Below are 23,687 nucleotides of genomic sequence, written 5' to 3' on the forward strand. Positions count from 1 at the left end.
ATCCTCAACGATCGTCCGAAAGGTCGATTTCGACATCCATCGACAAGCCGACGCGCAACGGGCGTTCGCGCAGCTCCCTCGGATCGAGCGCGATGCGCACCGGCAGGCGCTGTACCACCTTGATCCAGTTGCCAGTGGCATTCTGCGCGGGGATCAGCGCGAAAGCGGATCCCGTACCGCCCGCCAGACCGATGACCCGACCGTGATATACGACGCCGCCGCCGTAGACATCGGAGGTCAGCGTGGCACGCTGCCCGACCCGCACGCGCTTCAGCTGGCCTTCCTTGTAGTTCGCATCGACATAAAGCTTGTCGATGGGGACGATCGCCATCGTCACGGTGCCAGGCGCGATTCGCTGGCCGATCTGGACGTTGCGCTGGGCGATCACGCCATCGATCGGCGCGCGGATCACGGTGCGCGACAGATCGAGCTGCGCCTGGCGCAGCTTTGCGCGCGCAGTCAGCACCTCTGGTGCGGTCTGCTGCGTGGTGCCGCGCGTCAACGCGGCATTCGCGGCACGATCGCGAAGGGCGGACTCCCGCGTCGCCGTCGCCTGGGCGACCCCGGCCTCGGCCAGGGCGACATTGGCGCGCGCCGTCCGCAGCGCATTCGTCGACGACGTTACCTCGTCGCCCGAGACGGCGCCTGCGCCGACCAGCGCCTGGCGTCGTTTATAGTCGATCTCGGCGCGTTCCAGATTGCCGCGCGCGACGGCGAGCTGAGCACGCGCGCTGGCGATATCGGCGCCGCGGGCATTGGCCTGCGCCTGCAGAGCATCGCCGGTCGCGGCGGTCTGTCCGTAACGCCGCTCGGCCGCCGCTAGATCGGCTTCGGCCTGTGCGACCGCAATCTGCTGGTCGGCGTCGTCGAGCCTGAGCAGCACCTGGCCGCGCTTGACGCTATGCGTATTGCTAACCGTCACGTCGATCACCTGGGCGCTTATCAGCGGCGTGACCTGAGCGGTCTCGGCGGCGACATAGGCATTATCGGTCGTCACGCGCCGCGAGGCGACGAGCCAGTCATAGAGAAAATACAGGGCCGTGATGACGGCCAGAACGCAGGCTAAGATAAGCAGCAGTCGCTTGCGCCTTCCCGGATTGCCCCCCGAACCGGCGGCGTCGGCGTGCGTTGCATTCGCGTCCGGCGCGGCCTGCTCGACGGGCGCCTGATCCGTTCCCTTGGATGGCGTTTCGTTGTCCATCATCGTGTCCCGCTGGTCTGAAGTGTGGAAGGTTGGAAGCCGCCGCCAAGTGCGCGCACCAACTGGATATCGAGCGCGAACTGGCGCGTCTCGATATCGGCAAGCACCCGCCTGGCGGTCAGCACATTCTGTTCCGCGCTGAGCACGTTGAGAAAGGTCGAGAGGCCGCCCTTGTAACGGAGCTGCGCGACCTGATACGCGCCCTCGGCATCGGCCAGCGCCGCGCGCGCATCAGTGAGCTGCGTGCCCACCTGTCGCCGGCTCGTCACGGCATTCGCCACATCGCGCAGCGCTTCGATCAGCGTACGGTCATAGGTGGCCACGGCCTCGTCATATTGCCCCCGCGCCTGGCGATACTGGCCCTGCAGGGCGCCGCCATTGAAGATCGGCAAAGTGATCGCCGGACCGATCGAACCGATGCTCGACGTACCCTTGAAGAGGGTGTCGAGCCCGAGTGATTGCAGCCCGATCAGCCCCGTCAGGCTGATATTCGGATAGAAATTCGCATGTGCCACCTTGATTCGGCTCGCCGCTGCCTCGGCGCGCGCACGGGCAGCCGCAATGTCGGGCCGCCGCCCGACAAGCGCGATGCCGGCGTCGGCGGGCAAGCCGGTCGTCAGCACCGGGATAGCGGGGCGCGTGATCGACAGCGCCCGATCGGGCCCTGCACCGGTCAACGCGGCGATCGCGTTCCTGGTCAGCGCGATCTGCTCGACATTGGCGGCGAGGTCGACCCGTGCCGCCGGCACCGCGGAACGTGCCTGTTTGAGCTCGCCCTGGGTATCGAGCCCGATCAAGACCCTGTCGGACACGAGCTTTTCGGTCGCGACGCGGACCTCCAGAGCCCGTTGCAATACATCCTGTTCGGCATAGAGACGCGCAAGATCGGCATAGTTGGACGCGATGCTCGTCGCGAGCACCAGCGCCGCCTGTTCCCCGTCGAGACGCGCCGCTTCAGCCTCGGACGTTGCGGCGGCCAGCGCCGCACGGTTGCGGCCGAACAGGTCGAGGTCGAGCCCCGCGTTCAGCGCCAGCCGCCCGGTGTCGTTCCACCCCTTCGGCACGAAGGCCGGTGGGATGCCGTTATTATAGCTCTGCTTGCTGAGCCCCGCGGAGCCGTCCGCGCTGAGTGTGGGCAGGCTCGCTGCCCCGGCCTGTTGCACCGCCCCCTGCGCCGTGCGCACCCGCGCCGCGGCGATCTTGATGTCGGGCGATCCCGCCAGCGCCTCGCCGATCAGGGTGTCGAGCTGCGGGTCGCCATAGCCATGCCACCACGCTGCCGCCGGCCAGTCGGCCGCGGTTACGCCTGATGCCAAGCTGGCGCCCGATGCATAATCGCCGGGCTTCGCGAGTTCGGGGCGCGGCCCCAGATCGGGTGCGGCGCACGCCGCAAGGCCCGCGGCAATGCCCAGGCCACAGGAGAGTCGAATCAGTCGCATTGGATTACCGTACTCCTCGGTACGGCGGCCAGATGCTCGCGGAGCCGGAGCTTGTCAACGCATAATCGTACCCTATAGTACGGCTATGACCAAAATATTGTCACGTCGTGAGGAGAACCGGGAAACGCGCCGCGCGGCCATCGTCACAATCGCGCGCAACGCATTTCTAACGCATGGCTATGCCGCCACATCGATGTCGACGATCGCCACCGAGCTTGGCGGCTCCAAGGGAACGCTCTGGGCCTATTTCCCGTCCAAGGAGGATCTGTTCGCCGCCGTCCTCGACGACGCCACCGCGAACTTCCGCAAAAGCCTCGACGACGCGCTACGGCCGGGGCGCGATTGGCGCACCACCTTGCTCGACTTCTCGATCCGCTTTCTGCACAAGATCATCGATCCGGACAGCCTCCAGCTGCACCGTCTGATCGTGGGCGAAGCCGGGCGCTTTCCCGAGATCGGCCACATCTTCTTCGAGCGCGGGCCGAAAAGGGTTCTTGATCGGCTCTCCAGCTATATCGGCAGTTGCATGGAGGCCGGCGACCTTCGCCAGGACGACCCGATACAGGCAGCGATGGCGCTGATCCAGCTCACGCAAATGCAACATAACCTGCGGCTCTGGGGAATCGTCGGAGCGCCCGATGCCGAAGAAATCCATCGTTACGCGGTCACGGCGCTCGATATCTTCTCTCGCGCTTATGCTTCGGCCTCTCCGGCCACCCGGTAGCGTCTTCGCGGTGTATTAGTCAGGGTATTAAATACCGATTGAGCCTCCGGCCTCATCAGCGGAACGGCATGGCGCGCCCCGCCAAACCGGAAACCATAGGAAAACTGCGCTTCGCAAGGTTCACCCACCTCCGGGCGTTGCACCCGGCGCATGAAGCTCTAAGGGATATATTGTAGGAGAAGTTGGGAACGCGGTTGCTTGCCGATCGCGATTCCCGTGCCAGATCATGGTTGAAGAGGGGATTCACGCACATGTTCCGACGGTCGCTGACACTTGTCGCATTGCTGCTGGCGTCGGTGGCGCCGGTCCACGCACAAGCACGTAAGGGCGACGATGTCGCGATCACCATTGACGCGGCAAAGCCGGGCGCGAAGATTGACCGGAACATCTTCGGCCAGTTCGCCGAACATCTCGGCACCGGCATCTATGGCGGCGTCTGGGTGGGCAAGGATTCGCCGATTCCGAACGTGCGCGGCATCCGCAAGGACGTGGTCGCCGCGCTGAAGGCCATCAAGGTTCCCAATGTGCGCTGGCCGGGCGGCTGCTTCGCCGACGAATATCACTGGCGCCACGGCATCGGCCCGGCAAAGGACCGCCACAACACGATCAACACCAACTGGGGCGGCGCGGTCGAGCCCAACACCTTCGGCACCGACGAGTTCTTCGATTTCGTGGGGCAGATCGGCAGCGAGGCCTATGTGTCGGTCAATGTCGGTTCGGGCACCGTCGAGGAAGCGTCGGACTGGCTCGCCTATATGACCGCCGATGCGAAAACGACGGCCGGCAAGGAACGGGCCGCCAACGGCCACCCTGCCCCCTATAAGGTGAAATATCTCGGCCTCGGCAACGAGGCATGGGGGTGCGGTGGGTCCTACACGCCGGAACATTATGTAGAGTTGATGAAGCCCTTCGCCCGCTTCACCCATAATTATAATCCGGCGCAGACCGGCGCCGAGACGATGCAGCGGATCGCGGTCGGCCCCGATGGGGACAAGCCCGAATATACCGAAGCCGTCATGAAGGCCTATAAGGACAGGACCTGGGCCTGGGGCATCGAGGGCCTTTCCCTGCATAGCTACACCACCAATGGCTGGCCGCCCGCCTATGCCAGCGAGAATTTCGACGAAACGGCCTATGCGACGCTGGTCAAGGCAACGCTGAAGATGGAAGCGCTCGTCTCCACGCACTCGGCGATCATGGACAAATATGATCCTGAGAAGAAAGTGCCGCTCGTCGTCGATGAGTGGGGCGTGTGGCTGAAGCCGAATGCGGGGAGCGACCCAGGCTTCCTCCAGCAGCAGAACTCCCTTCGGGACGCGGTCATCGCGGCGCTCAACATCAACATCTTCGCCCGACATGCGGACCGGGTACGGATGAGCAACATCGCGCAGATGATCAACGTCCTCCAGGCGATGATCCTGACCGACAAGGACAAGATGGTCCTCACGCCCACCTATCATGTCTTCAAGATGTACCTGCCGTTCCAGGATGCGACGCTCGTCCCGCTGGCCTTCAATGCCGGCACCTACAGCCGGGGTGACGTCACCCTCCCGCGGGTCGATGCGATCGCCGCGCGCGATACGAGCGGCAAGCTCTGGATGGCAGTAACCAATCTCGATCCGAACCGCTCGGTTCGTATCGATGCGGCCGTAGCGGGCACACCGGTACGCTGGGCGCGTGGCGAGGTGCTGACCGCGCCGCGGGTCGATGCCGTCAACACCTTTGCCGCGCCCGAAACGGTCAGCCCCAAGGCGTTCAGCGGACAGGCGGCCGGCGCGAATGGCGTGACCCTCGACATTCCCGCCAAGTCGATCGTGGTCGTACAGGTCGGATCGTAACGCGAACGGGGCGGCGGCAGACAAGGCCGCCGTCCCGGGAAGATGCGTGAGGATCGGCGTCGCGTCGACCGGAAGGTAGGTAGCTCGACCTTCGCCGCGCGGCCGCCAATTCAGATGATGAAGTGGTGCGCGCCGTGGTCGAGGCAGCAGCCTTTAACGGACGCCGGCCCTGTCCTCCGTCGCCTCTGAAGGCTCGATCAGCGGGAGCCTGACCGTGAACATGCTGCCCTTCCCCTCCCCTTCGCTCTCGACGGCGATAGACCCGCCATGCAGCATGACGAGCTGGCGGACGAGCGCGAGGCCGATACCGAGGCCGCCGTTTGCCTGCTCGCGATGCCCCTCGACCTGAGCGAAGATCTGGAAGATGCGAGACTGCATCTCCGCCGGAATGCCGATGCCGTTGTCGCTGACCGCAATCTCGACATGTCCGTCCAGCGGCCTCGCGGCGACGGAGATCGCGCCGCCCGCCGGCGTATATTTGGCGGCATTGTTGAGCAGGTTCGCCACCACCTGAGCGATTCGCGTATGGTCGGCGTCGAGCCAGACCGGCTCGTCCGGCAGGTCGGTCGTGAAGACATGTCCGGCCGCTTCGAGATTGGGCTCGCTCGCCTCGATGGCGGACCGCAGGATGACGGCCAGGTCGATCCGCTCCTTCCGAAGCGATATCTTGCCCTTCCCGATCCGCGAGATATCGAGCAGATCCTCGACCAGGCGGGAAAGATGGAACAGCTGTCGCTCCATCTTCTCGCGAATATGGTCGCCATCGGCGCCGGTTCGTTTCTTCAGAAGATGCAGGCCGCCATGAAGGGCGGTGACCGGATTGCGCAACTCATGCCCTAGCATCGCAAGGAACTCGTCCTTGCGCCGGTCGGCTTCCTTTAGAGCCTGCGACGCCGCTTCCAGTTCATCCCGCTGCGCGGCCAGCATCTGACGCTGGCGATACAGGTCGAAGAACACATTCGCCTTGCTGCGCAGGATATCGGCCTCGATCGGCTTCTGGATAAAGTCCACTGCGCCGGCCTCATAGCCGCGGAAGCGGCGCTGGCTGTCCGCGGTGCCGGCGGTCACGAAGATGATGGGTACATGCCGCGTGCGCTCGTTGCCGCGCATGAACTCGGCAAGTTCGAACCCGTCCATGCCGGGCATCTGCACGTCGAGCAGGGCGAGCGCGACCTCGTCGCGGAGCAGCAGTTCCAGTGCCTCGTCGCCCGAGCGCGCCTTGAGCAGGACGAGATTGTCCCGCCGAAGAAGTGCATCGAGCGAGAGGAGATTCTCTTCCAGGTCATCGACGAGAAGGAACTGAACCGGGCTGACCTCACTCTTCATACTTCGGATGCTTTCATCAGATGGAGCGCGATCGCATCGAGCGACAGGATGCGTGCAGCCGGACATTGTTTAAGCGCGGCGAGCGGCATGGCATCCGCATAGGCACCCGACGGGTCTTCGACGATCGCCGTGCCGCCGGCATCCGCCACGGCCTTCAATCCGTTCGCACCATCGGCGTTGGCGCCAGTGAGGACGATACCGATGAGCGAAGCGCCATAGGCATCGGCGGCGCTTTCGAAGAGAACGTCGATCGACGGGCGCGAATGGAGCACTTGCTCATCGCTCGACAGCGACAGCGTACCCTCGGCTTCGACGAGCAGATGATAGTCCGGCGGCGCGAAATAGACCACGCCCGGAAGCACCGGTTCCTTGTCCTCCGCCTCTCGGACCGCCACCGCGCATTTGGCCTCGAACAGCGGCGCGAGAATATTGTTTCGATCCGCCGGCACATGAACCACTACCAGGATCGGCAACGGATAGTCCGCAGGCAAGGCGGGCAGGATCCGGGACAGCGCCTGGATCGCGCCGGCCGAGGCCCCGATCACGACCGCACGAGGCGCGATCGCGGTCATAGATCGCGCCTCTGATAGATCTTCTCGGTTCGCACGAAATCGCTGAACGCGGCGGCATGTGCCGAGAAACGGATATTCTCCTTCGAGCCCAGGCCGAGAAAGCCGTTGCGCACCAGCGAATCCCGGAAGAGGCCGATCGCGCGATCCTGCAGTTCGCGGTCGAAATAGATCATGACGTTGCGGCAGGAGATGAGATGCATCTCGGCGAACACCGCGTCAGTGACCAGGCTATGATCGGAGAATACCACGCGTTCGCGCAGGGATTTGTCGAATGCCGCGGCGCCATAGGCGGTGCTGTAATAGTCCGAGAGTGACGATTTTCCTCCGGACTCCCGGTGATTTTCCGTGAACTTCCTGATCCGGTCGAGCGGGTAGATGCCTTTCGCCGCGGTATCGAGCGCGTCCTGGCTGATATCGGTCGCATAGAACAGGGTCCGGTCCTCCAGGCCCTCCTCACGGAACAGGATGACGAAGGAATAGAGCTCCTCGCCGCCGCTGCACCCGGCGATCCACACCTTGAGCGAGGGATAGGTCCGCAGGTGCGGAATGACCTTTTCGCGGATCGCCCGAAAATAGCCGGGATCGCGGAACATCTCGCTGACCTGGACCGTCAGATAGGTGAGCAGCCTCGGCAGCATGGCTTCGTCGTGCAGCAGGCTTTCCTGCATCGCGGAGAAGGTCGCAAAGCCCAGTTGCTGCCGCGCCTGGCGCAGACGACGCCGGATCGACGCCTGCGCGTAATTGCGGAAGTCATAATGGTAGCGCTGGTGCAGCGCCTCCAGCAAAAGCCGGATCTCGATATCCTCGATCGCGTCGGTCATCGGGTCAGCGCGGCATCCAGACCCGGACCAGCGACAGCAGCTTATCCACGTCGAGCGGCTTGGCCATATAGTCGCTGGCCCCTGCCTCGATGCAACGCTGCTGATCGTCCGGCATGGCCTTGGCGGTCAGGATGATGATCGGCAGCTTCTTCCAGCGCCCATCCTTCCGGATCTCGCGGGTTGCCGTCAGGCCATCCATCACCGGCATCATCACGTCCATGAGTACCAGATCGATCGACTGACCGTTTTCGTTCCCCGCCTTGTCGCCCACCTTGTCGCCCGCCTTTTCGAGCGCATCGATCGCCTCGCGCCCGTTCCGGGCGATCTCGATCCTGGCGCCGCGCGGTTCCAGGATGTTCGTCAGCGAATAGACGTTGCGGACATCGTCCTCGACGATGAGGATACGCCGCCCTTCGAGGATCGCGTCGCGGTTGCGCGCCTGCTGGATCATCTTCTGCTGCTCGGGCGGCAGTTCGGTTACGATCTGGTGCAGGAACAGCGAGACCTCGTCGAGCAGCCGCTCCGGCGAACGCGCGCCCTTGATGATGATGGAATCGGAATAGCGCCGCAGGCGCTGCTCGTCGTCGGCGGACAGGTCGTGCCCGGTATAGACGATGACGGGCGGGAAGCTGTGACCTTCGTCAGCGTGCAGCGTCTCGAGCAGCGCGAATCCCGATGCGTCGGGCAGTGTCAGGTCGAGCACCATGCAGTCGAAGGTCCCCTCCTTCAGCCGCGCCATGCATTCAGCCGCCGTCCCGACGGTCACCGTCTCGACATCGCCCGACCCGAGCAGCCTTGCGACCGCGTCGCGCTGGATCGGATCGTCCTCGACGATCAGCACGCGGCGGACCGTCGTGGCGAGCTTCGCGGAGAGCGCCTCCAGCACCCCGGCAAGCTCCTCGCGCTTCACCGGCTTCATCAGGTAACCGATCGCACCGAGCGACAGCGCGGTCTGGCTGTGGTCGCTCGCCGAGACGACATGGACCGGTATATGGCGCGTCTCGACATCGCGCTTGAGCCGATCGAGCACGGCCAGGCCCGACTGGTCGGGCAGGCCGACATCGAGCACCACGGCGCTCGGCCTGTACCGGCGCGCCAGTTCCAGCGCCTCCTCGGCCGTGCTCGCGATCAGGCACTGGAAGCCCATCTCGCGCGCCAGGTCACGCACGATGCCAGCAAAGCTCGAATCGTCTTCGACCACGAGCAGGATCCGCTCCCCGCCAAGGCTATCGCGATCGTCATCGACCTTGCGCGGCAGCGTCGGCGGCCGGCCGGGCATCCGTGCCACTGTCGCCGCCGCCGGCGCCGAGGCGAGCGGAGGCGCTTCCTCGCGCGGCGCCACGAGCGCCGGATCATAGGAAAGCGGCAGCGTCAGCGTGAAGCGGCTCCCCTTGCCGGGCTCGCTCTCCAGCGCGATGCTGCCGCCGAGCAGGCGGGCCAGCTCGCGCGATATCGACAGGCCGAGCCCGGTACCGCCGTATTTCCGGCTGATCGTGCCGTCCGCCTGGCGAAAGGCATCGAATATCTCGTGCTGATGGTCCTCGGATATGCCGATGCCGGAATCCGTCACGGTGAGCGCGATCCGCCCGTCATCGGCGCGCGCGACGGAAAAGGCCACGCTGCCTGCCTCGGTGAACTTGAAGGCGTTCGACAGCAGGTTCTTGAGGATCTGGTCGACCCGCTGGCGATCGGTATCGATCGTCTCGGGACAGTCCTCCGCGATCACGATATCGAATTGCAGCCCACGCTCGCCGGCGACTGGCTGGAACAACTGGCGCATGTCCGCCGCCAGCCGCTCGAGCGAGACCGTCTCGGGCCTGACCTGGACATGACCCGCCTCGATCTTGGACAGGTCGAGGATATCGTTGATCAACCCCAGCAGATCATTGCCCGATGCCTGGATCGTCGTGGCATATTTGACCTGCTCGGCGCTCAGATTGCCATTGGGGTTGTCGCCGAGGAGCTTCGACAGGATGAGCAGCGAATTGAGCGGGGTCCGCAGCTCATGCGACATATTGGCCAGGAAGTCGGACTTGTAGCGGCTCGCCTGGTCCAGCTCGCGCGCCTTCAGCTCGACGGCCGCGTTCGAGCGTGCCAGATCGTCGCGCTGGATCTCCAGTTGCTGGGCCTGTTCCTCGAGCTGCGAATTGGTCTGCTCCAGCTCGACCTGCTGCTGTTCGAGGCGAGCGGCCGATTCCTTCAGCGCACGGCCCTGCTCCTCAAGTTCCTCGTTCGAGACGCGCAGCTCCTCACTCTGGACCTGCAGTTCCTCCGACTGGCGCTGGGTCTCCTCGAGAAGATTCTGCAATTCCGCCCGGAAACGTGCCGAGCGCAGGCCGACCCCGATCGACGCCGACGCCTGACGGAGAAATCCGAGCACCTCGTCGCTGACCGGCTGAAGAAAGCCGAGCTCGAATACGCCCTGCACGACATCGTCGGCGACCGTCGGCGAGATGGTCAGGTGGCGCGGCTTGTCCTGGCCGAGCGCCGAGCCGATCGTCAGATAGCCGTCCGGGATATCGCTCAGGACGAGCTGGGCGCGATCGGCCGCCGCCTGGCCGAGCAGGCCTTCCCTGGGTACGAACTTTTCGGGGATCCGCGCATCCGCCGGCACGCCATAGGTCGCGATCCTGCGATAATGCGATCCATCGCCGGCAAATATCGCGCCGCCATGGGCATCTAGGAACGTCGTCAGGAAGCCGAGAATATTCTCGCCGAGTTCGCCGATCGACTGCTCGCCGAGCATTGCGGAGGCCAGTTGCGCCTGCCCCGACTGAAGCCATTGCTGCCGATCGCGCGCGATACTCGCCCGGCGGATCAGGAAGCCGACGACCAGGGTCAGCGCGACGCCGAGCATGCCCGTCAGGATGCCGGTGAACCATGCGGTCCGATACGCGACCTCCATCTCGTCGAGGCGCGTCTGACGCAGGCGCGCCTCCTCCTGCTGCATGAGATCGAGCTGAGTCCGGATCGCATCCATCTCGACCTTGCCGCGGTCGCTGGCCACGACCTGCAGCGCAGCGGCAACTCCCGAACGTCGGCGCAGCTCGATGGTCTGTTTCAGTTCGGCCAGCTTGGCGCCGGCATGGCGGCGGACCGCCACGAGCCTTTCCTGCTGGGACGCATTGTCGCTGGTCAGCGACCCAATTCTGTCGAGCCTGCCCCCGAGCTGCGCCAGCGCCTCGCTATAAGGGCCAAGATATTGCTCGTTGCCGGTCAGCAGGAAGCCGCGCTGCCCGGTCTCGGCATCCTGGATGGTCAGGAGCACGTCGTTGAGCGACCGGATCACCGAATGGGAATGCTGGATCTTGCGGGCGTCCTCGCGCAGGACGTTGATGTTCTGATAGGCGACGGCCCCGCTGATCACAAAGAACAGGATAACGGCCGCGAGACCGAGCGCCGCCCCGGCGCCCATGCCTGACCTTTGTGCAGCCGAACTGCGCGCGAACGAAAGCGACATCGGTACCTAACTCGCATTTTCTGAAAAACCCGAGCGCCGCGTATCGGCTATTCTGTAACCGATTCAAAGCCCTTGGCCCGAAAATGGCCTTAGCAACGCAAATGCGGCGCCGCACCTCGCCCGGCCTCGGCAGTTCGGGCGGCCGCGCCCTGGCTCGGGTGTGGTCCGGGATCCGCGCTCGCAGGATGCAGGCGGAAGGTCTATCGGTGATCCTTCGGAGATTCGGCGCCAATCCCCATCTCCGTTCTGGACACGCCCAGTCTCCCCGGCTAGGCGCGCCTCCTTTTCAACCGCAAGGAACAAGATCGACATGAACACCTCCGACCTCGTTGACACGATCGCCGCCGACAACGGCCTGACCAAGGCCGATGCCAAGAAGCTGGTGGAAGGCGTGTTCGCAGCGATCACCGCTGCAGCCGCAGACGGCAACGAGGTGGCGCTGAGCGGTTTCGGCAAGTTCAAGGTCAAGGCGACCGCGGCACGCGAAGGCCGCAACCCCCGGACCGGCGAGACGATGCAGTTCGCAGCGTCGAAGAAGCTGACCTTCACCCCCGCCAAGGCGGTCAAGGACAAGCTCAACGGCTGATGAGCCTGGAGACGGTCAGGGCCTTTCTGAGCAGGGAGGCCCCCGACATCGCCATCATCGAGCAGGCGGCGAGCACGGCGACGGTCGCCGAGGCCGCCGCCACGCTCGGCGTCGAGCCGGGCCGGATCGCCAAGACATTGTCGCTGCGCGTGAACGACCGGGTCGTCCTGGTCGTCGCGCGCGGCGACGCCCGGCTGGACAATCGCAAGACCAGGGATGCGCTTGGTGCCCGTCCGCGCATGCTGGGCGCCGAGGAAGCCGAACGGCTGACCGGCCATCCCCTTGGCGGTGTCTGTCCTTTTGGGCTCGCGACACCATTGCCGATCTATTGCGACGTGTCGCTCAGGGATTTCGACCTGATCTACCCGGCGGCGGGATCGCGCACCGCATCGGTCTGCCTCAGCCCCGGGCGGCTCGCCGAGCTTGTCGGTGCCGAATGGGTCGATGTCTGCATCAGCCCGGACAACGCGGCCTGACGCCCATCATCGTATCGTTACTGAGGCAGGCGGCAGGCGCGCGAATAGGTTGCCCATCGCCGTGCGCAGCCTGGAGCGATTTCGAAGCAGATGGAATCACCTGCTGACTCGGAAATCGCGTTAGAACAGATATCTGTAGCAGCCGATCCGATGCAATCGGATCGAAAACCGCTCTAGCATCCTGACGCAAGCGCTGGCCGGCTACCCCTTGCGCGATGCCAGCACCACCGCCCGCACTTCACCGATCTGCCAGACGATCAATGTCGGCAAGCCGATTGCGAGGTCGCGTGCCCGCTTGGCAAGGGAAAGTGCGAGCGCCGTTTCCGGCGGCAGACCGAACAGCGGCGCGGCCAGGGCATAGGCAGCCTCCTGCACGCCGATCGCGCCTGGCACGGCGAACGCCACGCTCCTCAGGGTGAAGATCAGGCTCTCGAGCGACAGTGCCGACCAGATCGAAATCTCCGCGCCCATCATCCGCAGCACGACCCAACCGCCGATCCCGCTGACGATCCAGCCGGCAAGGTTGAGCGCAAAGGCACACGCGACGCGTCCGCGCTGCGCATAGGTCTCTCGCAATCTGTCGGTGATGCCGGTCATGGCGACGACCGACCCGGGCAGGAAATGCTGGGCCACCCGCCCGGCCAGGCCAAGCGCCGGGCGTTGGGCGAAGAAGAACATCACCATCGCCGCCGCCATCACCCCCGTGCCGCCGAGGATGAGCGGCCGCAACGCCGCCGCCTGGCCACCTGTCGCCAACAGGGTGACGATCATCGCCAGGCCGAACAGGGTGAAGACGAGTTGGGCAGCCATTTCGGTCGTCATGTCGACCACGAAGGATGCATAGACGCGGGATGCCGGAATGCCCGCGGTCGTCAGTGTGCGCGTGCCGACGACGATGCCGCCGATCTGCGAGAAGGGCAACAGATCGGAAACCGCCTCCCGCACCGCCCTGGCCCAGGCGAACAGGCCGACCCGGTCGAACGGCTCACCCGGCGCCGCCGCCAGCCAGGCCGCCCCCAGGATTCCGAACGTGGAAATCGAAATGGCGCAGAAGATCATGAATCCATCGATCCCGATCCGCCCCGCGACCGCCAGCACGCTGCCGAGCCCGATCGAGCCGAAGACCCAGACCGCGGCGGCCAGCCCACCCAGCGTCGCGAGCAGCATGCCCGCGCGTGCGAAATTCTTCAGCCGGCCTCTCCCTTGCGCCCACCCGCGAAACGCAATGCGAGACGCATCATCGCCGGCACGAAACGCGGCCTGATCAACCGCGCATCATATTGTGCCAGACGCCGGTCATTCTCGGCAAGGCAGATCCGGGCAAGTTCGGGAAAAGTCACCTCGACCCCAAGCTCCTTCGAGCCGTTGAGGGTGAAATTATTCTCCTGCGCCTTGGTATTGTCATCGCCCATGCCCTTGGCCATGCTGATCCGCTCGCCGATCAGGAACATCCAGACGATCAGCACCTTCGCCTCGAACAACGGCCGCCGCCACCACGGCATGTTGCGCCGCCACCACGCGACCCAGTTGACGAAGAACAGGATGTGCCGCCCCTCCTCGCGCATCACCGGCTCGAACGTGTCGACCAGTTCCTCGGGAAAGAAGCCCGAATCCTTGGCCAGCTTGAACAGGCCGAAACCGAAGAAGCTGTCGATGCATTCCGAATAGCCGGTGCGCATGAAGGCGAACTCGGGATCGCGCGGGCGCTTATACTCGGGCTCGGGCGCCAGCACGATGCCATAGGCCTGGACCATGTCGGCGAGCACGATCTTGTGCCGGCTCTCCTCGAAGCCGTTCATGTCGACCGCAGCCTTCAGCAGCGGATCGCCGATCGCCTCGCCGAACGTCTTCACGTTCATGCCGGCGCGCCCCTCGGTCGCGACGGCGATGTCCCAGATCGGCAGCGAGACGATCTTGTCGCGCGTCTCCGGCTCGAGCTTGGGCCAGTCGATCAGCGCAGGCCGATAGGGGTCGTGCGTGTCGAGCATCGTCTGGCAGAAAAGGGCGCGATGTTCGCGGCTGCCGAGGCGGATCGGGCCGGCGGGAACCGGCTCGGGCTGGGCAAAGTGGCTGAAGCCGTTGGCAATGTTCATGGCATTAATCTCAAGCGAAGTCGGTGAAGCTCCCCAACGCGATCCTGTCGCGCGAGATCCTCTCGCGCGCAAGAGGGTCGATCAACGCCGCCAGTTCCACGCGATAGGCGTAACCGGGGGCGTGCGTCGGGTAATGGTCGTCAGTGGCGGGGTGGGTATAGATCTCGGTCAGGCCATCGGGCAGATGTTCGATCAGCCCACGCACCCGCACCGCATCCATCGCGCCTGACCAGGCCAGGCCGAAGACCTGATCGGGTACGGTAATGCCCGCCGCGCGCATGCGTCTGCGCACCAGCAACGCCCAGAGGCGTGCGACATCGACGCCGCGGGTATCGGGCTCGATCTTCGCCAGAATGTCCCGCGGCTCGATCGGCGCGCGCACCGACTTCATGCCATAACGCTTGCCGGTCGCCAGGATCGTGGAGGCGATGGTCGGGTGCAGATGGAAATGCTTGTGCGCGTTGACATGGTCGAGCCGCAGGCCGGTCGCGGCGAAGGCAGCAAATTGCGCCTCTACCTCGGCGAGAAGCTGGCGACGAGCGGTCGGGTTGGCGAAGATGGTGATTCCGGCACGGACCATGTCGGTGCGGAAATGGCCGGTCGTGTCGACCAGTGCGGAAACCTGCTCTGGCGGGAGCGTGGGCCGGCCCTCGACCAGCACCACGTGCAGGCCAACGCCCAGCTTCGGCATGGTCCTGGCCCGCGCCACAGCATCGGCGGCCGCCTCGCCGGAGACCATCAGGCTGGCGGCGGTCAGGATACCGCCGCGATGGGCCTGCTCGACAGCGTCGTTGACAGCGAGGGCCGCGCCGAAATCGTCCGAGGTGATGACGAGGCGTTTCGTTGCCGTGCGCTTCCCTTCCTTACTCTGCGTCACCCTGAACTCGTTTCAGGGTCCAACGTGCCCCACACGCCACCTTCCTGATGGCAAATTGGATGCTGAAACAAGTTCAGCATGACGGAAGGTTTGAAGGAAGCACTTCGGCCAATCCAAGCCCGGGCGCCAGATCATTCCAAGCCGGATTCTCGCGCTCGATCAGGTTGCACTTCCACGCGCGCCGCCACGCCTTGAGTTGCTTCTCCCGCTTGATGGCGGTCGGCATGTCCCCGAGCAGTTCGAAATACACCAGTCGAAAAACCTTATAACGGCTGGTGAAACCCTCCACTGTGCCGGAACGGTGTTCATCGAGACGTGCCGTAAGATTCGGGGTCACGCCTATATAGACCGTGCCCAGATAGCCGCTTGCCAGAATATAGACGCACGGTTGCCGACCCACGCAACGTCACCGGATGCCGAAGCCTGGATGCTGAAACAAGTTCAGCACGACGCCAGTCGAGGACTCACCGAAGGCCTCAAGCAGCCTCTTTCCGCCGGCGGAGGAAGTCGAAAAACTCCACACCCTCGCGCAGGCGGCGCTTCATCATGTTCCAGTCGCGCAGCATCTCCGACACGATCGACCAGATCTTCGACGGGCGGAAATAGAAGCGTTTGTAGAACTCCTCCACCTTGTCGAAGATCACGCTCGCGGGGAGATGCGGATAGCTCAGCTGCGCAATCTGGTTGCCGCCATCGGTCAGCAGATCGTTGCTGTTGTCGAACCAGCCATTCTCCGTCGCCTGCTTGTACAGGAAGGTGCCGGGATAGGGCGCCGCAAGCGAGACCTGGATCGTGTGCGGATCGATCTCCTTGGCGTAGTTGATCGTCTCTTCGATCGTCTCCTCCGTCTCGCCCGGCAGGCCGAGGATGAAAGTGCCGTGGATGACGATGCCCAGGGCGTGGCAATCCTTGGTGAACTGCCGCGCGACGTCCGTGCGCAGACCCTTCTTGATATTGTGCAGTATCTGCTGATTGCCGCTCTCATAGCCGACCAGCAGCAGGCGCAGGCCATTGGCCTTCAGCACCTCGAGCGTCTTGCGGGGTACGTTGGCCTTGGCGTTGCAGCTCCACGACACCGGGAAGCCCTTCTTGCCGAAACCCAGCTTGCCCAGCGCGATCGCCAGCTCTTCGACGCGGGCGTGGTTGTCGGTCAGCGTGTCGTCGTCGAAGAATATCTCCTTGGTCTCGGGGATGTTCTTCAGGATGTACTCGACCTCCTCGATCACCTTGGGGACCGAGCGGAAGCGGTAATTATGACCGCCGATCGTCTGCGGCCACAGGCAGAAGGTGCAACGGCTCTTGCAGCCGCGGCCAGTGTAGAAACTGACATAGGGGTGGAGAAGGTAACCGCCGAAGTATTTCTCGATCTGCAGGTCGCGCTTGTACACCGGCGAAACCATCGGGAGGACGTCCATGTCCTCGATGACCGCGCGGTCCTTGTTGCGCACGAACGCACCGTCGGGCGCGCGCCAGGTAATGCCGTCGACAGTTGCCAGCGGGGCGCCCTGGGCAATTTCGAGGATCGTGAAATCATATTCCTCACGCGCGACGAAATCGACATGCGGCGTCGCGGCAAGGCTCTTGTCAGGCTCGACCGCGACCTTCGCGCCGACAAACCCGATCAGGATCTTCGGATTGCGCTCCTTGATCAGCGCAGCGGTGCGGATGTCCTGGCCGAAGCTCGGCGTCGAGGTGTGCAGGATGACGAGGTCGCGATCGTCGAACTCGTGCTTGATATCGTCCCAGCTCTGGTCATGCGCCGGCGCGTCGATCAGCTTCGATCCCTCGACCATCGCCGCCGGCTGGGCGAGCCAGGTCGGGTACCAGAAGGACTTCACCTCACGCTTCATCTGATAGCGCGCGCCTGCCCCCCCATCATAACCGTCGAAAGAGGGAGCTTGTAGGAACAGCGTACGCATCATGCGGGAGTCTCCGGATCGGCCGAAACGCGGCCGTCATCACCCATTTTAAGGCGTTGTCCACGCCAATCAACCGATGCGGTGAAGAAGCTTGCAACGAATATCGCAAAGGTGAGGCAATCGCGCACCGGTAAAAGCCACAAGGGAGCCGCCGGTGAGCAGGTCCGGTGATCCACGGTAGCGACGACAAACAGGCGGGCGGCCAGCGACAGAATCACGATCGCGAGACCGGTCAGCGGCGCCGGAACGAGCGCTGCGCCCACAAGGGCAAGCGGGAACGGCATGCCGATCACCGACCCGATATAGGCGCCGGGCACCACGCCCCGCACGGTCGCGCCCCAGCGCAGTTCGTGCCGCCACAGCTCAGTGAAGCTCCGCTCGGCCGAGGCATGAGTGACGAGCATCGGCGGCACCGCTACCTTTTGGCCAAGCGCATGGACGGCCTCCCCGATCGCATAATCATCGGCCAGAACATCGGCGAAGCGCTCGAAACCGCCAAGCCCGTCGAGCGTCTCGCGCCTGATCGCGATGGTCGATCCCATGCACGGCCGCGCCAGCCCCATCGCTACACCGAACACCGCCCCGGGCAGGAACTGGTAACTAAGCCCCGCCGCCCCGACCCCCGACCAGAAGCCAGCATCGCCCCGGCCATGATAGAGACAGGTCATCGCTCCGGTATCCGGCGCATCGAGCGCGTCGAGAACCCGGGAGAGATAGTCGGGCGTCGCGACCATGTCGCTGTCGCTCAGCACCAGGATCGGGTGCCGCGCCCTGGCCATCATGTTGATGAGGTTCGATACCTTGCGATTCGCCCCATGGTTCGTCGGGTCGATCACCAGGTCGATCGCAACGTGCGGATATCGGCCGCGAAGCTTATCCACCACGGCGATGGCCGGATCGTCGGCACGCTGGACCCCGCAGACAAGCTGGATCGGGCCGGCATGGTCCTGCGCGAGGAAGCTCGCCAGATTGTCGAGAAGACGCGGCTCGGCGCCATGGAGCGGCTTGAGCAGCGTCACCGCCTCGCTCCGGCGGGCCGGCACGGTCCGCAACGCCATGAAGCGGCGAAACACCATTGTCGCGGCGAGCATGTAAAGGCTGCCGATCGCTCCCATGGCCAACAGAATCCAGCCGAGGATCGTGAGGACTAGCATGGATGCACGCGCCGCAAACCCTTCTCCCGGCGGGAGAAGGTGGCGCGAAGCGCCGGATGAGGGCGATTGAAGGTCGATCGTTTCGCCATCACCCCTCCCTATCGCCCCCGGCGCATCCTGTGTAGAGCGCCCAATCGAAGGACGCGGAGGCGGGGTGAGCCAGAGTTCGAATTCGGTGCTGGTAACCGGCGTGTCGGGTTTCGTCGGATCGGCAGTTGCGCGTGCCCTTGCCGCGCAGGGGCGGCAGGTGCGCGGTCTCGTGCGCGCCACCAGCCCGCGCGCCAATCTCGTCGATTTTCCAGGGACGCTCGTCGAAGGCGACGCCCGCGATCCGGCGGCGATGGCAGAGGCGATGCGCGGCATCCGCCACCTGTTCCACGTCGCCGCCGACTACAGAATCTGGGCGCCCGATCCCGAGGAGATCGTGCGCAACAACCTCGCCAGCACCCGCGCCGTGATGGAAGCGGCGCTCGCCGCCGGAGTCGAGCGGCTGGTCTATACGAGCAGCGTCGCCACGCTGAAGCCCGACCCGGCCGGCCCGGCCGACGAGACCCGTGCCGCCACGCCGGAACAGGCGGTTGGCGCCTATAAGCGCAGCAAGGTCGTCGCCGAGCGCCTGGTGGAACAGATGGTTGCCGACCGCGGCCTGCCGGCGGTGATCGTCAACCCTTCGACCCCGATCGGTCCACGCGACGTGCGGCCCACGCCGACCGGCCGGATCATCGTCGAGGCGGCGAACGGCAAGATGCCGGCCTATCTCGATAGCGGCCTGAACCTTGTCCATGTCGACGACGTCGCCGCCGGCCACCTGCTCGCGCTGGAGAAAGGGCAGATCGGCGAACGCTATATTCTCGGCGGGCAGGATGTGCGGCTTGCCGATATGCTCGCTGCCATCGCCGGAATCATGCAGCGCCGCCCACCGACGATCAGCCTGCCCCGCGCGCCGCTCTTTCCGCTCGCCTATCTCAATGAGGCGCTGGCACGGGTCACCGGCAAGGACCCGTTCCTGACGGTCGACGGGCTGAAGATGGCGAAGCATCACATGTTTTTCACCTCGGCCCGGGCCGAGGCCGAACTCGGCTACCGCGCCCGCCCCTGGGAAGAAGCAGTGGCTGACGCGGTCGCCTGGTTCAAAGATGCGGGGATGATCCGGTGATCTCGCTGATCATCGGCGGCCTGGCTCTCGTCATCTGGCTTGGACTGGTCTTGGCGCATGGCGGCTTCTGGCTTGCCCGCGAACGTGACACCAATGATCTCCCGAATGAACCGACCACATGGCCCGACGTGGTGGCGATCGTCCCCGCCCGCGACGAGGCAGAGGTGATCGGCCGGGCGATCGGCAGCCTGCGCGTGCAGGATTATCCGGGCCGTTTCCGCATCATACTGGTCGATGATTCGAGCAGCGACGGCACCGCCGGCATCGCCCGCGCGACGGAAGGCCCACATGCGTTGGAGATACTGACCGGCCAGCCGCTCGCCGCCGGATGGACCGGCAAGCTCTGGGCGGTGGCGCAGGGTGTCGAACATGCCGGCGCGGCCACCTATCTCTGGCTGACCGACGCGGACATCGCGCACGAAGCCGACACGCTCCGCACCCTGGTCACGCGTGGCCAGGCCGGCGGACTGAGTCTGGTATCGCTGATGGCCGAGTTGCGCTGTACCAGCCTGGCCGAACGGGCGCTGATCCCTGCCTTCGTGTTCTTCTTCCAGATGCTGTACCCGTTCGGCCGGGTGAACCACCCGGATGGCCCCGGCGCCGCTGCTGGCGGCTGCATGCTGGTGCGACGCGATTCGCTGGCAGCGGCCGGCGGCATCGCCGCGATCCGGACCGCGCTGATCGACGATTGTACCCTCGGCACCCTGCTCAAGAAGCAGGGACCGATCTGGCTCGGCCTGACTCACCGGTCACGCAGCATCCGCGCCTATGACGATAGCGGCGTGATCGCGGCGATGATCTCGCGCTCCGCCTATGCGCAGCTCGGCTATTCGCCAGTGCTGCTGGCCGGCACGCTGATCGGCCTCGCTCTGGTCTATGGCGCCCCGCCCGTGCTGGCGCTGGCCGGAAGCGGCTGGGCACAGGCCGCGGGCGCGGCAGCCTGGGCACTAATGACGATCTCCTTCCAGCCGATGCTGCGCTTCTATCGCCGGTCGCCCTTATGGGGTGTGGTCCTGCCGCTCATCGCGGCTTTCTACGCCGGCTGCACCTTGCTATCGGCGTGGCAGCATATGCGGGGACGTGGTGGAATGTGGAAAGGCCGCGCTCAGGCGTCGGGGACCGTTTGATGGAAGCTGCCGATCTTGCTTCGGGCAAGGGACATCGCGACGAGAATTTCCCGGTCGCCTCGATTCTGCTCAAGCCCGAACACCGCGCCCCGGTGATGGCCTTTTACCGCTTCGCCCGTGTGGCGGACGACATCTCCGATCACGAGACGCTGTCCGCCACGGATAAGCTCGCCCAGCTCGGCCGGATGCGCGCCGGGCTCGACGGCAAGGTCGGCGGCGCGGCGGAAGCACTCGCACTCCGTTCGGTCATGGCCGATCACCGGCTCGATCCGGTCCATGCGCATGACCTGCTCGACGCGTTCGAGCGGGACGTGACCGTAACCCGTTACGAGAATTGGGACGGGCTGATCGGATATTGCCGGCTCTCCGCCATGCCGGTCGGCCGTTACGTGCTCGACGTGCATGGCGAAGCTCGCGCGACCTGGCCGGCCTCGGACGCGCTGTGCGCCGCGCTTCAGGTGATCAACCACCTCCAGGATTGCGCCAAGGATTACCGGACGCTCGACCGTGTCTACATCCCGGCCGAAACCTTGGCCGAGACGGGTGCACGGATCGAGGATCTCACCGCCGGCCGCGCGACACCGGGCCTGCGGGCAGCGATCGTCTCTCTCGTGGGCAAGACTCGTACGCTTCTGAACGACTCGGCCGGCTTTGCGGGGATGATCGCCGACCGCCGCCTGGCCGCCGAAGTCGCGATCATCCACCGCCTGGCGGTCAGCCTCTGCGGACGCCTCGAAACCCGCGATCCCCTCAGCGAGCGCGTGCATCACAAATCCTGGGAAGCTGCCTTCCTCGCCACCGGTGCCGCCGTCGGCAGCCTGTTCCGGCGCGCCGCATGAACCCGGATGCGACCCCGGCCGCCCTGCAGCAGCAGGTTTCGGGCAGTTCCTTCTATGCCGGCATGCGCGTGCTGCCCAAGGCCGAGCGCGAGGCGATGTACGCGATCTACGGCTTTTGCCGGGTGGTCGACGATATCGCCGACGACCAGCAGGGCAATCGCGAGGGCCGGATGCAGGCGCTCGACGCATGGCGGGTCGATCTCGACTCGCTCTACGCCGGCGGACCGCCGGGCCAGGCGGTGCTGGTTGCCGAGGCAGTCAGGCGCTTCAATCTCGACCGCGCCGATTTCGAGGCGGTGATCGACGGCATGGCGATGGACGTCGATCGCGACATCCGCTGGCCGCCCATGGCCGAACTCGATCTCTATTGCGACCGGGTCGCCTCGGCCGTCGGCCGGCTCTCCGTACGCATCTTCGGCATGGACGAGGCGCCGGGCATCGATCTCGCCTATCATCTCGGCCGGGCGCTTCAGCTCACCAACATCCTGCGCGACGTTGACGAGGACGCGGGGATCGGCCGTGTCTATCTGCCTGCCGAGGCGATCACCGCCGCCGGCATTCCCTTCACTACGCCGTTGGGGGTGGTCGGCGATCCACGGATCGATATCGTCTGTCGCGCGCTGGCGACGACGGCGCACGAACATTATCGCAAGGCCCATGCCCTGCTCGCCACCCGCCCGCGCGGCCACCTGATCGCGCCGCGCCTGATGGAAGCGGCTTATGCGAAAGTGCTCAAACGGAGCGAGGCGATCGGCTGGAAACCGCCGCGCCACCGGGTGAAGGTGTCCAAGCTCGGACTGCTCTGGACGGTGGCGCGACTGTGGCTGACCCGTTGAGCTTCACCCGGGCGACGATTGCCGGGGCCGGACTGGCGGGGCTTGCTACCGCCGTCGCCTTGCGGAAAGCCGGTGTCGCGGTGTCGATCTCCGATTCCGCGGCGCAGGCCGGCGGGCGCTGCCGCTCCTATCACGATCCGCAGCTCGGCCTGACGATCGACAATGGCAACCATCTGGTCCTGTCGGGCAACCCTGCGGTGGCCCGTTTCCGATCGGCGGTGGGCGCGACGACACCGCTGGCCGGCCCGGATCATGCGGATTTTACCTTCCAGCACCTGGGAAATGGGAAACGCTGGACCGTCCGCATCAATGACGGCCCACTTCCCTGGTGGATCGCAGCCCCCTCCCGCCGCGTGCCGGGCAGCCGGATCGCCGATTACCTGGTCTTTGCGAAGCTGCTGTCGAACCGCGAGGGCCGGATAGACCAGCGCATCTCGACGACCGGCCCGGCCTGGTCGCATCTGCTCGAACCGGTGCTGCTCGCCGCCCTTAACACTGCGCCCGGCGAATCCTCGACGATGCTCGCCGCAAATGTCCTGCGAGAGACCATCGCCAGGGGCGGCCGAGCCATGCGCCCGCGCGTCGCGGAACCGAGCCTCGGCGCCGCCTTTATAGACCCGGCCCTCGCCTGGCTCGGTGTACGGCAAACCCCGGTCAGACTTGGGCGACGGCTCCGCGCAATCACCTTCGATGGCGACCGGGTGAGCGGCCTCGACTGGGGCGCAGGACTGGAGCCGGTTGCGGCGGACGAGGCGGTAATCCTCGCCGTGCCGCCATGGGCCGCGACGTCGCTGGTGCCGGACCTGCCCGCCCCCGACTCGTTCCGGGCGATCGTCAACGGTCACTTCGCCCTGCCCGCCCCGGCCGGCGCACCCCCGATGCTCGGTCTGTTCGGTGGGACGGCCGAATGGCTCTTCGCCTTTCCCGACCGGCTCTCTGTCACCGTCAGCGCCGCCGACCGCCTGGTCGACATGGACCGCGAGGCGCTGGCCCGGATATTCTGGGCCGATATCTGCGCCGCGCTCGGGATCGATACGCCCATGCCCGCCTGGCAGATCGTCAAGGAAAAGCGCGCCACCTTCGCCGCGACCCCGGAACAGAACGCCAAGCGCCCGCCGGCCACGACACGCTGGCGCAATCTGTTCCTGGCCGGAGACTGGACCGACACCGGCCTGCCCGCAACGATCGAGGGTGCCTTGCGGTCGGGGGAAACCGTGGCGCGGCTCGCGCTCGCGCGATAGGA

At 65.3% G+C, this 23,687-nt stretch carries 21 protein-coding genes; 9 read left to right on the forward strand and 12 right to left on the reverse strand.

Annotated features, from left to right (window positions below):
• Positions 1-4: 4 nt before the first annotated feature.
• Both AC1DT7_RS19830 and AC1DT7_RS19835 read right to left on the reverse strand, forming a co-directional pair.
• Positions 5-1,204, reverse strand: coding sequence for an EmrA/EmrK family multidrug efflux transporter periplasmic adaptor subunit (locus AC1DT7_RS19830; RefSeq protein WP_478037905.1), 1,200 nt, complete (start codon positions 1,202-1,204; stop codon positions 5-7).
• A complete protein-coding gene (locus tag AC1DT7_RS19835; RefSeq protein ID WP_478037906.1) occupies positions 1,201-2,640 on the reverse strand; it encodes an efflux transporter outer membrane subunit in 1,440 nt (479 codons plus the stop codon). The genes AC1DT7_RS19830 and AC1DT7_RS19835 overlap by 4 nt, the downstream gene beginning before the upstream one ends.
• An 85-nt stretch (positions 2,641-2,725) precedes the next feature.
• Between AC1DT7_RS19835 and AC1DT7_RS19840 the strand changes: the two genes are divergently transcribed.
• Together AC1DT7_RS19840 and AC1DT7_RS19845 are read left to right on the forward strand one after the other, a co-directional pair.
• Positions 2,726-3,364, forward strand: coding sequence for a TetR/AcrR family transcriptional regulator (locus AC1DT7_RS19840; protein ID WP_478037907.1), 639 nt, complete (start codon positions 2,726-2,728; stop codon positions 3,362-3,364).
• 251 nt (positions 3,365-3,615) lie between these two features.
• The gene (locus AC1DT7_RS19845) at positions 3,616-5,202 is read left to right on the forward strand and encodes an alpha-N-arabinofuranosidase (RefSeq protein ID WP_478037908.1); all 1,587 of its coding nucleotides are present in this window, start codon (positions 3,616-3,618) and stop codon (positions 5,200-5,202) included.
• Between the two features lie 153 nt (positions 5,203-5,355).
• On the opposite strand, the gene AC1DT7_RS19850 is transcribed toward AC1DT7_RS19845, so the two are convergent.
• The 4 genes from AC1DT7_RS19850 to AC1DT7_RS19865 are packed head-to-tail and all read right to left on the reverse strand — an operon-like array spanning position 5,356 to position 11,381.
• A complete protein-coding gene (locus AC1DT7_RS19850) occupies positions 5,356-6,528 on the reverse strand; it encodes a hybrid sensor histidine kinase/response regulator (RefSeq protein WP_478037909.1) in 1,173 nt (390 codons plus the stop codon).
• Complete coding sequence (locus tag AC1DT7_RS19855) at positions 6,525-7,100, reverse strand: chemotaxis protein CheB (RefSeq protein WP_478037910.1); 576 nt, start codon at positions 7,098-7,100, stop codon at positions 6,525-6,527. Before AC1DT7_RS19855 ends, AC1DT7_RS19850 begins: the two co-directional genes overlap by 4 nt.
• Positions 7,097-7,921 (reverse strand): CheR family methyltransferase, encoded by an 825-nt coding sequence (locus AC1DT7_RS19860; protein ID WP_478037911.1) that lies wholly within the window; start codon positions 7,919-7,921, stop codon positions 7,097-7,099. The genes AC1DT7_RS19855 and AC1DT7_RS19860 overlap by 4 nt, the downstream gene beginning before the upstream one ends.
• A gap of 4 nt (positions 7,922-7,925) precedes the next feature.
• A complete protein-coding gene (locus AC1DT7_RS19865; RefSeq protein ID WP_478037912.1) occupies positions 7,926-11,381 on the reverse strand; it encodes a response regulator in 3,456 nt (1,151 codons plus the stop codon).
• A 304-nt stretch (positions 11,382-11,685) separates the two neighbouring features.
• On the opposite strand from AC1DT7_RS19865, the gene AC1DT7_RS19870 reads away from it, so the two are divergent.
• Together AC1DT7_RS19870 and AC1DT7_RS19875 are read left to right on the forward strand one after the other, a co-directional pair.
• Positions 11,686-11,967 (forward strand): HU family DNA-binding protein, encoded by a 282-nt coding sequence (locus tag AC1DT7_RS19870; RefSeq protein ID WP_478037931.1) that lies wholly within the window; start codon positions 11,686-11,688, stop codon positions 11,965-11,967.
• Entirely contained in the window at positions 11,967-12,443 is a 477-nt protein-coding gene (locus tag AC1DT7_RS19875) for a YbaK/EbsC family protein (protein WP_478037913.1), read from the forward strand. Before AC1DT7_RS19870 ends, AC1DT7_RS19875 begins: the two co-directional genes overlap by 1 nt.
• A 201-nt stretch (positions 12,444-12,644) precedes the next feature.
• On the opposite strand, the gene AC1DT7_RS19880 is transcribed toward AC1DT7_RS19875, so the two are convergent.
• From AC1DT7_RS19880 to hpnI, 6 genes are all read right to left on the reverse strand, one after another.
• Positions 12,645-13,610, reverse strand: a complete 966-nt coding sequence (locus tag AC1DT7_RS19880) for a lysylphosphatidylglycerol synthase domain-containing protein (protein ID WP_478037914.1) — start codon at positions 13,608-13,610, stop codon at positions 12,645-12,647.
• A 20-nt stretch (positions 13,611-13,630) separates the two neighbouring features.
• Positions 13,631-14,536, reverse strand: a complete 906-nt coding sequence (locus tag AC1DT7_RS19885) for a ferritin-like domain-containing protein (protein WP_478037915.1) — start codon at positions 14,534-14,536, stop codon at positions 13,631-13,633.
• A gap of 10 nt (positions 14,537-14,546) precedes the next feature.
• Positions 14,547-15,413, reverse strand: coding sequence for a hopanoid biosynthesis-associated protein HpnK (gene hpnK, locus AC1DT7_RS19890; RefSeq protein WP_478037916.1), 867 nt, complete (start codon positions 15,411-15,413; stop codon positions 14,547-14,549).
• Between the two features lie 73 nt (positions 15,414-15,486).
• Positions 15,487-15,813 carry a GIY-YIG nuclease family protein gene (locus AC1DT7_RS19895; RefSeq protein ID WP_478037917.1) on the reverse strand — a complete coding sequence of 109 codons (327 nt, stop codon included), beginning with the start codon at positions 15,811-15,813 and terminating at the stop codon, positions 15,487-15,489.
• 76 nt (positions 15,814-15,889) lie between these two features.
• The gene (hpnJ, locus tag AC1DT7_RS19900; protein WP_478037918.1) at positions 15,890-17,335 is read right to left on the reverse strand and encodes a hopanoid biosynthesis associated radical SAM protein HpnJ; all 1,446 of its coding nucleotides are present in this window, start codon (positions 17,333-17,335) and stop codon (positions 15,890-15,892) included.
• Positions 17,332-18,486 carry a bacteriohopanetetrol glucosamine biosynthesis glycosyltransferase HpnI gene (gene hpnI / locus AC1DT7_RS19905; RefSeq protein ID WP_478037919.1) on the reverse strand — a complete coding sequence of 385 codons (1,155 nt, stop codon included), beginning with the start codon at positions 18,484-18,486 and terminating at the stop codon, positions 17,332-17,334. The genes hpnJ and hpnI overlap by 4 nt, the downstream gene beginning before the upstream one ends.
• A 154-nt stretch (positions 18,487-18,640) precedes the next feature.
• Here hpnI and hpnA point away from each other — a divergent pair, with 154 nt between their 5' ends.
• The 5 genes from hpnA to hpnE are packed head-to-tail and all read left to right on the forward strand — an operon-like array spanning position 18,641 to position 23,685.
• The gene (gene hpnA / locus AC1DT7_RS19910) at positions 18,641-19,642 is read left to right on the forward strand and encodes a hopanoid-associated sugar epimerase (RefSeq protein ID WP_478037920.1); all 1,002 of its coding nucleotides are present in this window, start codon (positions 18,641-18,643) and stop codon (positions 19,640-19,642) included.
• A gap of 5 nt (positions 19,643-19,647) precedes the next feature.
• Entirely contained in the window at positions 19,648-20,769 is a 1,122-nt protein-coding gene (locus AC1DT7_RS19915; protein ID WP_478037932.1) for a glycosyltransferase, read from the forward strand.
• Positions 20,769-21,608 (forward strand): squalene synthase HpnC, encoded by an 840-nt coding sequence (hpnC, locus tag AC1DT7_RS19920; RefSeq protein WP_478037921.1) that lies wholly within the window; start codon positions 20,769-20,771, stop codon positions 21,606-21,608. Before AC1DT7_RS19915 ends, hpnC begins: the two co-directional genes overlap by 1 nt.
• On the forward strand, positions 21,605-22,444 hold the full coding sequence (hpnD, locus tag AC1DT7_RS19925; RefSeq protein ID WP_478037922.1) for a presqualene diphosphate synthase HpnD: 840 nt from the start codon (positions 21,605-21,607) through the stop codon (positions 22,442-22,444). Before hpnC ends, hpnD begins: the two co-directional genes overlap by 4 nt.
• A complete protein-coding gene (gene hpnE / locus AC1DT7_RS19930) occupies positions 22,429-23,685 on the forward strand; it encodes a hydroxysqualene dehydroxylase HpnE (protein ID WP_478037923.1) in 1,257 nt (418 codons plus the stop codon). The genes hpnD and hpnE overlap by 16 nt, the downstream gene beginning before the upstream one ends.
• Positions 23,686-23,687: the final 2 nt, after the last annotated feature.

It is taken from the genome of Sphingomonas sp. P3_C6, assembly GCF_056402595.1.